Source organism: Photobacterium kagoshimensis, from assembly GCF_050337045.1.
In the GTDB taxonomy this organism is placed as follows: Bacteria; Pseudomonadota; Gammaproteobacteria; order Enterobacterales; family Vibrionaceae; genus Photobacterium; species Photobacterium kagoshimensis.
In genome coordinates this window covers 170,414-183,517 of record NZ_JAKJSO010000016.1, presented here as the reverse complement: position 1 = coordinate 183,517, position 13,104 = coordinate 170,414, and the positions used below count along the sequence as shown (strand labels likewise).

Genomic DNA, 13,104 nt, shown 5'->3' with positions numbered 1-13,104 from the left:
GGCCTTAGTATCGCGTGCCAATGTGCGCTTTACTTGAGGTGAAAAGTGAGACAAAAGAAGAGGCAGCCGAGTGCTTACTGGGCTGCCTCTTTTATATTGTATTGCGGTTCTTTCTTCTAATTTTGACTCTTGCTACTAAACCGGCTGGCTCTTACTGCTAAACATGAGCACAGCTGCCAAGGCGAGAAAGGCTGTCATCATCAAGAACACATCGTTGTAGGCCATGATGGCCGCATCGCGCTGCATGGTGGCAGCTAACGATGCTTGGGCTTGTAGCATTGCCGTGGCACTGTCACTGCCTGTGTGCATGAATGCGCTTGCTTGTTGTTGTAACTGATACCAAGCATCGGTGCTTACAGCAGGTAAGCTGGTTTTGATGTGTGCTAAATGCTCACGCGTTTTATTATCCAGTAAGGTCGCAATAATCGCGATACTGAATGCCCCACCTAAATTTCGCATCACATTGGTGAGGGTTGACGCATCAGGTGTTTGTTCTTTGCTGATCCCCTGCATGGCAACCAGTGATAATGGCACCATAATAAATGGGCTACCAATCGCACGTAGCAGCATAGAGAAGATCAGCTGCTGGCCGCCATAGTCCACTGTCATGTGGGTATTTACAAAACAGCTTAGGCCGAACATGACAAAACCAAATGTTACTAGGTATTTAGGCTTAATAATGGCAGTCAGCTTAGGGACCAAGGGAAATATCAGTAACTGCGGGAACCCCATCCACATTAGTACACTGCCTATTTCCATCGCGTTGTAACGCTGTATTTGCGTTAGGTAGAGCGGTAAGACATAAATCGAACCCAGTAACGCCATACCTAAAATTAAATAGGCAATACACGACATCGCAAAGTGGCGATTAGACAGTAAGCGTAAATTTACCAGTGGCTTTTTGTGTTGGAGTTCGTTGATCACGAAATACACTAGACTCACCCCAGAGATAATCGCCAAGGTAATAATGAATGGCGAGCTAAACCACTCTTCGCGATTGCCCTCTTCTAACACGACTTCCAAACAGCCAAGCCCTAATGCCATGGTGATGATGCCAAGCCAGTCCGCTTTAAGTAAACGACCTAGATCGAGTGGTTCATCATCAAGGCCATAGCGCACCATAAAAATCATGAAAATCGCGGGCGGAATATTGATGTAGAAGATGTAATGCCACGAAAAGTTTTCAGTTAGCCAGCCACCCAGTGTTGGACCAATCGAAGGGGCAAAGGTGGCGGTGACACCGAACATTGCCATACCTATAGCGCGCTTTTGGATAGGGAGCAGTTGTACCACTAATGAAAAGGCTAATGGAATTAATGCTCCACCACTAAACCCTTGCAGTGCGCGAAAGACAATCATTGAACTCATGTTCCATGAAATCGAACACAACAACGATGACAGGGTGAAAATCACAGTGGTCCAGGTTAAGTAACGGCGTTTGCCCAGTGCCATAGACAGCCAGCCACTTAGCGGAATTGCTATCATTTCAGCGACAAGGTAAGAGGTCGATATCCATGAGCTTTCATCAAGTGTGGCGGATAGCGCACCTTGAATATCTTTCAACGATGAGTTGGTGATCTGAATATCTAAGATCGCCATAAAAGCACCTAATAGACCGCCAAATAAGGCGATCCAATGGCGGCGTGGTACTTCGCTACTTGTAGGTGACGGTATAGGTGCGGATACCGAGTCGGAGACCATACTCATGATTTAGCCTCGGGTATCGACAGTGGCAATAACAGATAAACCTGGAATTAACGCACGGGTTAATTTCTCTGGCTGTGGGATCACAATTTTAACCGGTACGCGTTGTACGATTTTGGTGAAGTTACCTGTTGCATTCTCGGGTGGTAACAGCGCAAATTTAGCGCCTGTTGCGGGAGAAAAACTGTCAATGACGCCTTCAAAATGTTGGTCTGGGTATGCATCTAATGCAATATCCACTTTTTGACCTTGGTGCATTTTGCTGAGCTGTGTTTCTTTGAAGTTGGCTTCAACCCAAACTTGTTCCGTAGGGACTAGGCTCAATAGTGGCATGCCAGGTTGCACGAGTAAGCCAACACGGACACTGCGTTTGCCGACGATGCCGTCAACTGGAGCAAAAATATGGGTGTAGCTGATATTGAGTTGGGCTTGTTCTAGTTGGGCTTCCGCTTCTGATAATGCTGCGGTTGCTTGGGCAATTTGGCTATCGATAACGCTACGTTGATCCTGTGCGGCTTGGTGGTTTGCTTGTGCTTCAGACAGTTGTGCTCGGGTGACTTTTAGGTGTGACTGCATATCATCGAGCTCATCTTGTGATGAGTAGTTACGCTTTAGCAGGCTACGGGTACGGGTTACTTGTTGCTGAGCACGTTCATATTCTGCTTGCGCCGATTCAATTTTGCTGCTGGATTGGCGGATCAATGTTTGTTGTAATTCACGCTGGGCTTTCAGGTTCGTGATAGCTGCTTGGCTAACGGCAAGGTTCGCTTCAGCTTGGGCAGCAGCCACTTGGTAATCGCGATCGTCAATAGTCGCAATTAAATCACCCGCTTTAACCACTTGGTTGTCGGTTACGAAAGACTGGGTGATATAGCCAGAAACTTTGGGACTGATGGTGGTGATCTCACCTTGTAAATAAGCGTTGTCAGTTGATTCGAAATGGCGACCATAGCCATACCAGTAGCTGCCACCTGCGATACCGAGCGAAAGCATAATGACAGTGGCGATGAGCGGGGCTTTATTTTTTTTAGTTAGTGTCATTCGGTGTTCTTCTCACGTTTTGTATGGCTAATTATTTGTAACCAAGTGTAAATGAGAATGATTGGTTGATTAGATAGGAAAAAAGGGAAACACTGTTGCGAAAATCTAACCAATAGGGTGAGTGATGGATCTCAATAGTGCCGCCATGTTTGCACAAGTTGTTGAATGTGGAAGTTTTACTCAAGCAGCAGAAGCGCTTGATATGACGAAGTCGACGGTCAGTCGTAAAGTTGCCGAGCTAGAAAAGCATTTAGGTGTGCGGCTGATCACGCGCTCAACCCGTCAGTTAACGTTAACACAAGAAGGTGAGCGCTTTTATCAATCGTGCACGCAAATGTTGGAAATTATGTCGCAAGCTGAGCTTGAAGTGACAGCAAGCCAAGATTTAATTCGTGGTCGGTTGAACATTGCGATGCCTGTCGAGCTGGGTCAAAAAGTGATGGGGAAATACATCAATGCGTTTTTGAAAGAGTACCCAAACGTTACCATACACCTTGAATTGACTAACCGTGATGTTGATTTAATTGCCGAAGGGATCGACTTGTATGCCCAAGTTGGAACGGTGAATGAATCCAGTATGGTCGCGCGCCCTTTTCATCTCTCTCATCGGATTATTGTCGCCAGCCCTGAATACTTGGCGCAGCATGACGGCATAGAGCATCCGAACGATCTCGTATCCCCTCATCATCAAGTGAAAGTGTCTAACGTTGTGAAGTTGCCTTATTGGGAATTAACACAAGATGATCAACAAGAGATTGTAAACCTGCCTTATCGTTTGCGGGTGAATACCATTACCTCGGCGCTAATGGCGGTTGTTGATGGCTTAGGGATAGCAGTGTTGCCTGAGTTTATTTGTCGCCAGCATTTGAAAGAAGGTCAGCTCGTGCAGATTTTACCTGACTGGCAACTGCCTGCCGTTCCAGTCAGTTTTGTTTACCCTCAGCGCCAGTTGATCCCAAAACGTCTTCGCGTATTTATCGACTTTATGATTGAGCATTTTAATCGTTGAATTTATGTCATGTTAATTTGATGTCGTAGTTAAATTTCTTTTTTTATTTGTGACTGGCTCACAAATTTAGGGGGGAATGCTTGAAAAGTTAGGAAAATACAGGGCTTTTCATCAGTGATATCTCTGGGTTGAAGGATATTTGTGCTAGCATTGTTTAATAGCGAACATTAACGATGAGAGTATGTGTAGTACAGTGATGACAAATGTTGAATGGCAGTATGAGTTGATAGCAAACGAACAGACGTTATCCGCTAAGCTTCAAGCTTGTTTTGCTTTGTTACAAGACATATCTTCTGATATTTCTCGGCTCGGGGTTGTGATTTATGATCCTGAAACGGAGTTGCTGCGCACTCTGCATAAGTTTGAGCAAGGGTGTCAGGCTCCTGAGCTTGATTCTTATCAGCTTAAACTCTGCTATTCCCAAACGCTTACGCAATTAAGTAAAGGGCACTCGCCACGTGTAGTTAACGATTTACAAAAGATCTATGATGACAATAGTCACCATGGGCGTGTGCTGAAATCGGCAGGATACAGGAGCAGCTACACGCTGCCTATTCAGATTGAAGGGCAGTTTTGGGGGTTTGTTTTTGTGAATGGCTCTAAGACCGATGTATTTAAAGATGCCGTATTGAAATCTGTTATGCACTTGAGCTTCTTTATTTCACAATTAGTCTATAGCGAAATTAAACACAATTTAACGTTTCGTTCTGCGATTCAAACTGTGTTGCGAATGGGTCACATTAAAGACCCAGAAACGCAAGGTCATCTTAAGCGCATGTCGTTATACAGTGAGTTAATTGCGAATGAGTTGGCTCAAAAGTACCATCGTCCCGCTTATTTCGCGTTGCAGGTTAAAATGTATGCACCATTGCATGATATTGGCAAATACCGCGTACCTGAAGTTATCTTATTTAGTGATAAGCGTTTTACTGATGTAGAGCGATATGAAATGAATAAGCACCCTCAATATGGCCTTGAACTGATCGAAGATATGCAACGTGAGTTTGGTTTTTCTGATAGTGACGATATGAATATTCTAAAAAATATTATTATTTATCATCACGAGCGGGTTGATGGCATGGGATACCCAACCAAACTGCATGGCGATGAAATTCCATTGGAAGCGCGTATTGTCGCGGTATCTGATGTGTTCGATGCATTAATGAGTGAACGACCGTATAAAAAGCCGTGGTCGTTGTCTGACGTTTTAGCTTTTCTTAACGAGAATAAGGGTAAAATGTTCGATCATGAATGCATTCAGGCTTTAATTAATAATATTGATCAGGTTAAGTACATCCATCAAACCTATCACGATAGCGGTGATTTCTCACAAAGAGCATGCGCTTAATTATTTTTCGGTAGAAATGACAAAGCCTGCATTAAGAATGCAGGCTTTGTTCTAGTTAATCTTAGCTACGTAACCAATCGAATACGAATCCAAATAGCGATCAGCCTTCCCAACGCTTAAAGATCAGTGAAGTATTGATACCACCGAAAGCAAAGTTGTTGCTCATTAGATACTGACAATCGATTTCACGGCCTTCACCTGTGATGTAATCGAGTTTGCCACATTGCTCGTCAAGGTTATTGAGGTTCAATGTTGGGCTGAACCAGCCGCTGTTCATCATCTCAAGACTTAACCAAGCTTCAATCGCACCACAAGCACCAAGAGTATGACCAAAGTAACTTTTTAGTGAACTGATTGGCGCATTATCACCAAAGATATTCGCTGTCGCATTACTCTCGGCAATATCACCTTTTTCGGTTGCGGTACCGTGGGCAGAGACGTACCCGATCACATCCGGTGATAGGTTGGCATCTTTCAGCGCCATTTCCATACAAAGTTGCATGGTTTCTTTTTGCGGTTGGGTGACGTGGGCTGCATCGCAGTTACTGGCAAAGCCAACCAGCTCGGCATAAATGGTCGCGCCGCGGGCGACTGCGTGTTCGTATTCTTCTAATACCAACGTGCCTGCGCCTTCACCAATCACTAAGCCATCGCGATCTGTATCGTATGGGCTCGGGGTTTTCTTCGGTGAGTCGTTTTTGAGGCTAGTCGCAAACAAGGTATCGAAAACCGCCGATTCTGTTGGGCAAAGTTCTTCTGCGCCACCTGCTACCATTACCGTTTGGTAACCGTGTTTAATCGCTTCATAAGCGTAACCAATGGCTTGGCTGCCTGAAGTACATGCACTGCTGGTAGGAATAACACGACCACGTAAACCAAAGAATAAGCCTACGTTCACTGCCGTGGTGTGTGGCATCATTTGAACATAGGTAGTCGCAGTAATAGCTTTGGTTGATTTCTCATTTAGCATCACACCAAAAGCACCAATGGCTGGCGTACTGCCCGTTGATGAACCGTAAGCAATACCCGTTTCACCGTTAGTCAGTACCTCATTACCGATGAGGCCACTTTGAGTAAGGGCATTTTCAGTCGCAACTGTAGACAGCTTCGATACTCGGCCCATGCCACGAACTTGCTTGCGGCTATAGTGTTTTGGCAGCGTAAAGTCATCAATTGGTGCTGCGAGCTTAGTATTCAAACCGTCATACTGCTCATAGCTTGGCATATACTGAGTGGCGTTTTCACAAGCACGTAATTTAGGCTCGATGGTTTGCCAGTCGTTACCAAAAGCAGTAACACCTGACATACCTGTTACAACAACACGACGACTCATATTAGGCCTCCATTTACTGAAATTACTTGGCGGGTGACATAGCCAGCAATATCTGACATCAGGTAGCTAACCAGACCTGCGACTTCTTCTGGTTCTCCCATGCGGCGAAGCGGGACTTGTGGTAAAGCGTGTTCTTTTACGTGCTCATCAACCATGCCCGTATCAATTAGGCCAGGTGCTACGCAGTTAACCGTGATTTTACGTTTTGCTAGCTCTAGCGCTAGTGATTTAGTTGCACCAATAACACCTGCTTTTGCAGCACTGTAGTTGGTTTGGCCACGGTTACCCATGATGCCAGATACGGACGCAAGTGTGACGATACGACCGCCTTTGCGTTTTTGAACCATAGGCATAACGCAAGGGTGAAGTACGTTGTAGAAGCTATCAAGATTGGTGTGGATCACGCCATCCCATTCTTCTTCTGTCATCGCAGGAAAAGCGGTATCGCGGGTAATACCTGCGTTACTCACCACGCCGTAATACGCGCCATGCTCAGCAATATCCGCTTCTAGTACTTCACGGCATTGCTGACGGTTACTAATATCAAATTGAAGAATACGACCCGCACCACCAGCAGCTGTGATGTCGGCAAGGGTGGCTTCTGCTCCAGCTTTATCGCTCATGTAGTGTACTACAAGGGTGAAGCCGTCTTTTGCTAGCTGAGTCGCAACAGCGCGGCCAATGCCTTTACTTGCGCCTGTGACTAAAACATGTCGGGTCATTAATGGTTCCTATTTTGCATTTGATCTAGTTGTTGTTCTGTGGGTACGAACGCATTGAGCTGGCTCTTTGCTATGACAGTGCCTTGGTGCTCGATGCGACAGCTGAAGGCTGCCATACCATTATTTTCCATTACTTTTTCAGCAAAAATATCGAAGACGTTATTTTCTTCAAATTGCGGGTAATCGCTGTCATAACGTCGGCTACCCAGTAAAAAGCCGATCGGTGCACTTTGGTTGTTACGCCAAGCTTGATAGCCCGACCATCCTGCTACGGATTGCGCCATAAATTCGATGCCGACATAGCCTGGAATGCTACGTGTTTGTTGATCGAAAAAAAGGTTGTTGTCACTGATGGTGACTCGGCAATGGATATGTTCATCGCCAACATCGATCATGTCATCAATCAGCACCATAGGGCTACCGTGGGGTAATAATTGATGTAAGTGGGGAATTTTAGTCATACACATATCCAAAAATAAGGCTGATATTGTTGCCACCAAAGGCAAATGAATTACTCAAAATGGCTTTATTGTTGAGTGCGGTATGTTGTTCAGCAAGTAGAATTGGCGCCAAGCTGTCTGCGCGTTCACCATCGTTAATTTGCTGAGGTATTGAAAGATTATACCGTAAAACATGCCAGCATATTGCAGCTTCTACTGCACTTGCCGCGCCAAGAGTATGGCCAGTGAGTGGTTTGGTCGAACTGACGGGCACCTTGTCACCGAAAACGCGATGAATGGCTTTGGCTTCCATTTCATCATTCAGTGGTGTTGCTGTGCCATGGGCATTGATATAGCCAATATCGCTTGGGGTTAAGTGGGCGTTGGTTAAGGCTTTGCGCATCGCGTTTTCGGCACCATTACCTTCAGGGTGTGGCGCTGAAATATGGTGTGCATCAGAGCTATCACCTGCACCTAATAGTGCAATGGCTGGCTGGTTGTTATCTGTTCTTTTATCCGAGCGGGTATCAGAACTTGTATCAAAGTCTTCAGCGTTCGCAGCGGGTTTATCTTGGCTAAGCAACATAAAGGCAGCAGCTTCACCAATATTGATCCCTTTACGGTTGGCACTAAAAGGATTGCAGCGCTCGTTTGATAACGCCTCTAAACCATGGAAGCCGTTTAAAGTGAGCTTACACAGTGAATCAGCACCGCCCACAATAACGGCATCAGCTAAGCCTGACTGTAAAAGTCGCTGTGCTGATAAGAAGACGCGGCCGCTGGATGAGCAAGCGGTTGATACCGTATACGTAGGGCCTTGTAGCTGAAAATAGTCGGCGATGAATTCACTCAAGTTACCCAGTTCTTGCTGGTGGTAGTGAAATTCAGCGGGGAATTTACCATCAAGGGCTTGGGCTTTTAACGCGGTTTCGCCGTCAGCAATGCCTGATGTACTACTGCCAACGATCACCGCAATACGATCGCGTCCGTACTGGGCAATGGCCTGTGCAACGCTGGGCGCAATTTGGACTAAGGCGGATTGTACTAATCGATTATTGTGAGTATCGAATGCTTTTAACGCGATAGGTAGAGAGGCTAAATCAGCGCTCACTTTGCCTATCACGGTTGATGTGCCATCGTTCAGCATATTGTCACAAACTTGCATATCTGGACTGTGCCCTTGAGCAAGTCGAGTATGGATATCGTGATGGTCTAAGCCTAGCGCAGAGTGAAAACCACAACTGTGAATATATAGTGGTGTGGCTGCTGGGGCTGACTCTGTTTGATTCATCGTGTTGCACCGTGCTGTTGTTGTTCATTATACCGAGCGGTTAGGCAAGGTCTTTATTACTCTTCTCGCAAGCTGCGGGCTAAAGCGCTTGTTGAGTATGGCTTAGGGTTTTGATGGTGATCGTGTAACCCAGCTGATGGTTACTAAAAGTGATTGGGCCATCTAAATAAGCACTTGTTGTATTTTGTTCGGCCAGAGCTGAGCTCGTATTGTCAGTGGTGGTTTGGTAGTGAATATCGGCCACCAAGTCACCGTTATTATCGAACAATTGACGTTGCTGGTTAGACTCGGTGAGTTGCCAGCCAATTTTTGCTAAATGCGGTTGCCAGCTATCAACAGGCCATAAAGTGATCATCAGATTAAACAAAACTTGTTCGGGTTTCGGTAGGCTTGTTTCTAACCCTGTCAGCACGCTCGCTTCAATCAGCTGATTTTGGTATGACAGCGTTAGAATACGCGCCCCCCATGATGAAAATCCCGCAAGTGCGACTTTATTTGGGTCGACTTCAAGTTGAACTGGGAGCTGCTGCTGTTGCTTTTGTTCATCAGGCGCTCCCCACTGTGCACCAATGAGTTGGCTCGCGGTTAACCGATATCCCAGATCTTCTGGCGTGGGAATGGTTACCGACACATTGGGGGCAATTTCAATTAAGTTAGTTTGTTGCTGCATAGGCTGTGAACTACAGCCTGATAACGCACTTAGGATCAGACCAGCGCAAAGCGCAGACGAGAAAGGCTTGATAGCCTTAGAGAAAATCATGCGTTGTGCTCCTTGGTCGAAGAGGAATGCGCGGAACGAGACATTGATAATGGCGCGAGTAACCACGCCACCATAATACCTGTTAGTACTGTGATGCCAAAGCTGTGAATCGCTTGGGTTTGGCTTAATGCCAATAAACCAAACGATAATAAGGTCGTCATGGCAGAGAGAGTGATCGAAAGTAAAGTGGTATCCGCTTGGTGCTGCTCTGCAAAGAACAAGGTGTAGTCGATACCAATCCCTAGAATCAGAATTAATGCCAGCAAGTTAAACAAGTTGAGTGGCACGCCAGTTAAGCTTGTTACGCCGATCCCCACTATTCCCGCGATTACTGGCGGTAACATAAGGCGCACGGCACGAGTGAAATCATAACGCCACCAAAGTACGGCCATGATCACTAAACTTGCTGCAATCAAGAGTTCGGTCACCCGTACTCGGTATTCACCAAATAGCGCGGAGACTTCATCGGCTTTATTGAGATAGCTAACGGCCTTTGAGTGCTCAGCGAAATCAACAATCGGTGTGATGTCGGCGACATCACTTAGCATAATAATGGCGGCTTGTTGTTGATTCGCTAATGTACCCAGCCATAAGAAACGGAGCGGTTCAGACACGGGTGAGTCGATAAACTGTTTGATGGTTAATGGGCTAAAGTCATGCTCAAGTTTGGCTTGTCCTGCAGTCGGCAGTGATTGTGCTAAGGCAGCCCCTTGCTGTTGGTAAAGTTGCTGGATCAGATTATAGTTTTGCTGCTGAGTTTTTTCCGACGGCAGGTATTGGCTAATACTCTGAAATCCTTTTAAAACACCTTGTTGCTGAAATTGGGTGAGCGTATCTGAAACCGACTCTAGGTTTTGTAATAGCTGCTGCTGATCATTTGCCGTCACGACCAACATTTGCTGGCTGCTACTGAGTCCTGTGATGGCTTTAATGGTGTCTTCTTGTTGTTTTAAATCGTGTGGCAGTGCTTGTAGCTGGCGAATGTCATCGTTGTATTCAACATGGTAGAGGCCAACTAGAGCCAGGCTGAGTAATATCGCGGGCAGCCCTTTTCTAAATAGTGGTTGTTGCCACAGGGCCAACCAAGCGTGCATGGTGTGAGTGAGTGGTAGCGGCCGAGATAGACTCGGTTTAGCGGCCAAAACAGGGTACCAACATACTACCGTTGCATAGGCGGCAACGAGGCCAATGGCTGAGAAAAGGGATAGTTGTTGTAACCCAGGGAAGGGGGCGATCAACATGCCGAGGTAGCCAATTAGACTGGTGATGAGTCCTAGTGTAATGGCGGTAAAGATCTGTTTTAAACCTTTATTGGCATTCCAATGTTTCCCTGCGGCAAGGCGGTCGGTTAAAAAGTGGAACGCGTAGTCGATGGAAACGCCGATCAAGCTCGCACCAAAGACCAGGCTAAACAGGTGCACCTTGCCAAAAATGGCAACGGTGCCGACAAACGCGGCCAGTAAGCCACAGCCAATGGATAGCAGTGCTAAGGCTAATGGCAGTGGGCTGCGATATACCAGTAATAGCAATAAAATCACCCCCACTAGCGAGCCAAGTCCAATGGTGCTGATCTCACTTTTTGCGCTTTCAGTGCCGTGCTCAGCGTAGAAAACCACACCTGTATGCAGTAACTCAACATCGAATGCATCACGTATGCCTTGTTCAATATTTCGTAGTTCAGGCAATTGTTGTTGTAAGCGATAGCTGTACGGTGAATCGGCTAAGTCCGCACTGATCAGCACATACTGTTTGCCTTGATATTGAGTCGTCAGGTAACCCTTGTTTAACGCAAACTTGCCAGTTTGTTGGGTGAGCTGGGTTAAATAATCACGAAATAACAAGAAGGGGTCGCTGGCGAGTTCACGGCCAGTGACACCTGAAAATGGATTATAGAGCGATTGAATGACATATTGTGTTTGTTGTTCTGGGTGCTGTGTCAACCGCGCTTTTTGGTTTGTGGTAAGTAGTTGAAAGCGTTTAGGGAAATATAACTCGCCCCATGCTTTCTGAGTATCAATAGGCACCTTGGCGGTGATTTTGGTAAATAACGGTGAGGTGTGTAAGGCGTTATCAAACGCATCTGCCGCGGCTAACATTTGGCCTGCATCATCACTACCAACCAAAAAGATGACTTTGTTACTCATGCTGTTGGCAACATGATCAAAGGCTTGTTGGGCGACAGGGTCTTGGCGATTTTCGGGCAGTAACGCCAGTATGTTGGTCTCGATAGGGTTGCTACGCTGGAAAAAAAGCTGTTGCCCTAATGCAACAGCTAATAGCAGCATGACACACAGCCACGCGAGCGCCAGTTTAGAGTTGGAAAGCACGTTGTTCTTCTGCACTTAATGCCGCCGGCGTTGTTCGTTGATGAGAAAAATCGATCTGGGTGTTATCACCACGCACTTCATTGAGGCGAAGTTGATTGATGTGTTGATCGCCATTAATGGTGATGTCGCGAAAAACCGCGTTGAGCGGGGCAGACTTGGGCACTAAGACTAATTGCCATCCACTCTCTTGCTCGCTCAATGCCAGGTCAAACTGCTCCATCAATTGGCTGGTATCGCCTTTGAACAGTGATAAGAAAACGTGGCTAAAGTAAAACACCATAGGGTTATCACTAGCCGACATAACCTGCGCGGGTTGATCGCCAAACTGCTGACTGAGTTTATCCTGCGTCAGGGTTAAATTGACGGGGAAAGGCAGCGTTTGTTGCCATACGAGTCCTTGCTGTTGGGTTAGCAGAAAATGGCCTTGTGAAACCAAAGGTTGACTGAACATTTCCATGGTACGAGTCTGAGTAAAGTCACCACGCACAATGCTGTGTTTCGCTAACCGTTGTTGCAGTTCAGGCAGTGTGATTGTTTGCGCAGTTACCTGTGCATGCGTTACCTGTACATCAGTTGTGTGGGCGTCTGATGCTTGGACATTGGCGCAAAGGCTGAGCGAGCCTGCTAAGCCCAGCAAGTAAAGCGGCGCCTGCCAACGCTTATTAAATGGTTTCATTTTCTTACTCAGTTTTACCAGCATGGTAAGCCTCAACTTTGTCGGTAAACACCGTTGGCGAGACATAACACATCTCGCCGTTGTCTATGTGTACCGCCACTTGCATTGTATGTGCCTTGGTTAAACGCTTACCGCTATCAAGGTCGAAAATAACGTAATCGACCCGTAAGCGATTTTCCCACTCGGTCATGGTTGCACTAACGCGAATCGCATGATTGAAGGGTAACGGTTTTACGTATTTAACGCGCGTATCGATGATCGGCCAGACATAGCCCGAAGCCTGCATCTCGCGGTAGCTATAGCCAATTTTTTCCATCAGCGCATGGCGTGCTTCTTCAAAATAGCGAAAGTAATTACCGTGGTAAATTACGCCCATTGGGTCTGCGTCTTGAAAGGAGGTGACAATGGTCACCTCTGCAGTCAAGGGCTGTGCAATCTTGGTCATCGACAGCG

Annotated in this window: 12 protein-coding genes; 2 read left to right on the top strand and 10 right to left on the bottom strand. The window is 46.4% G+C overall.

The window, feature by feature from the left end:
• Positions 1–135: 135 nt before the first annotated feature.
• The gene (locus L4C35_RS16030) at positions 136–1,707 is read right to left on the bottom strand and encodes a DHA2 family efflux MFS transporter permease subunit (protein WP_428463839.1); all 1,572 of its coding nucleotides are present in this window, start codon (positions 1,705–1,707) and stop codon (positions 136–138) included.
• Positions 1,708–1,710: 3 nt separating this feature from the next.
• Positions 1,711–2,745, bottom strand: a complete 1,035-nt coding sequence (locus L4C35_RS16025) for an HlyD family secretion protein (protein WP_428463838.1) — start codon at positions 2,743–2,745, stop codon at positions 1,711–1,713.
• A 124-nt stretch (positions 2,746–2,869) separates the two neighbouring features.
• Between L4C35_RS16025 and L4C35_RS16020 the strand changes: the two genes are divergently transcribed.
• Together L4C35_RS16020 and L4C35_RS16015 are read left to right on the top strand one after the other, a co-directional pair.
• The gene (locus L4C35_RS16020; RefSeq protein WP_428463837.1) at positions 2,870–3,754 is read left to right on the top strand and encodes a LysR family transcriptional regulator; all 885 of its coding nucleotides are present in this window, start codon (positions 2,870–2,872) and stop codon (positions 3,752–3,754) included.
• 181 nt (positions 3,755–3,935) lie between these two features.
• Positions 3,936–5,102: an HD-GYP domain-containing protein gene (locus L4C35_RS16015; RefSeq protein ID WP_428463836.1), complete on the top strand. Its 1,167-nt coding sequence runs from the start codon at positions 3,936–3,938 to the stop codon at positions 5,100–5,102.
• A 100-nt stretch (positions 5,103–5,202) separates the two neighbouring features.
• Here L4C35_RS16015 and L4C35_RS16010 read toward each other — a convergent pair whose 3' ends face one another.
• From L4C35_RS16010 to L4C35_RS15975, 8 genes are all read right to left on the bottom strand, one after another.
• Positions 5,203–6,435: a beta-ketoacyl-ACP synthase gene (locus L4C35_RS16010; protein WP_428463835.1), complete on the bottom strand. Its 1,233-nt coding sequence runs from the start codon at positions 6,433–6,435 to the stop codon at positions 5,203–5,205.
• The gene (locus tag L4C35_RS16005) at positions 6,432–7,157 is read right to left on the bottom strand and encodes a 3-ketoacyl-ACP reductase FabG2 (RefSeq protein WP_428463834.1); all 726 of its coding nucleotides are present in this window, start codon (positions 7,155–7,157) and stop codon (positions 6,432–6,434) included. Before L4C35_RS16005 ends, L4C35_RS16010 begins: the two co-directional genes overlap by 4 nt.
• Positions 7,157–7,618 (bottom strand): hotdog family protein, encoded by a 462-nt coding sequence (locus L4C35_RS16000; protein ID WP_428463833.1) that lies wholly within the window; start codon positions 7,616–7,618, stop codon positions 7,157–7,159. The genes L4C35_RS16005 and L4C35_RS16000 overlap by 1 nt, the downstream gene beginning before the upstream one ends.
• Complete coding sequence (locus L4C35_RS15995) at positions 7,611–8,888, bottom strand: beta-ketoacyl-[acyl-carrier-protein] synthase family protein (protein ID WP_428463832.1); 1,278 nt, start codon at positions 8,886–8,888, stop codon at positions 7,611–7,613. The genes L4C35_RS16000 and L4C35_RS15995 overlap by 8 nt, the downstream gene beginning before the upstream one ends.
• Positions 8,889–8,967: 79 nt before the next feature.
• The gene (locus L4C35_RS15990; RefSeq protein ID WP_428463831.1) at positions 8,968–9,648 is read right to left on the bottom strand and encodes a DUF3261 domain-containing protein; all 681 of its coding nucleotides are present in this window, start codon (positions 9,646–9,648) and stop codon (positions 8,968–8,970) included.
• Positions 9,645–11,933: an MMPL family transporter gene (locus L4C35_RS15985; RefSeq protein ID WP_428463855.1), complete on the bottom strand. Its 2,289-nt coding sequence runs from the start codon at positions 11,931–11,933 to the stop codon at positions 9,645–9,647. The genes L4C35_RS15990 and L4C35_RS15985 overlap by 4 nt, the downstream gene beginning before the upstream one ends.
• Positions 11,934–11,958: 25 nt before the next feature.
• Positions 11,959–12,651, bottom strand: a complete 693-nt coding sequence (locus tag L4C35_RS15980; protein WP_428463830.1) for an outer membrane lipoprotein carrier protein LolA — start codon at positions 12,649–12,651, stop codon at positions 11,959–11,961.
• 4 nt (positions 12,652–12,655) lie between these two features.
• Entirely contained in the window at positions 12,656–13,096 is a 441-nt protein-coding gene (locus tag L4C35_RS15975) for an acyl-CoA thioesterase (RefSeq protein WP_428463829.1), read from the bottom strand.
• Positions 13,097–13,104 lie beyond the last annotated feature (8 nt).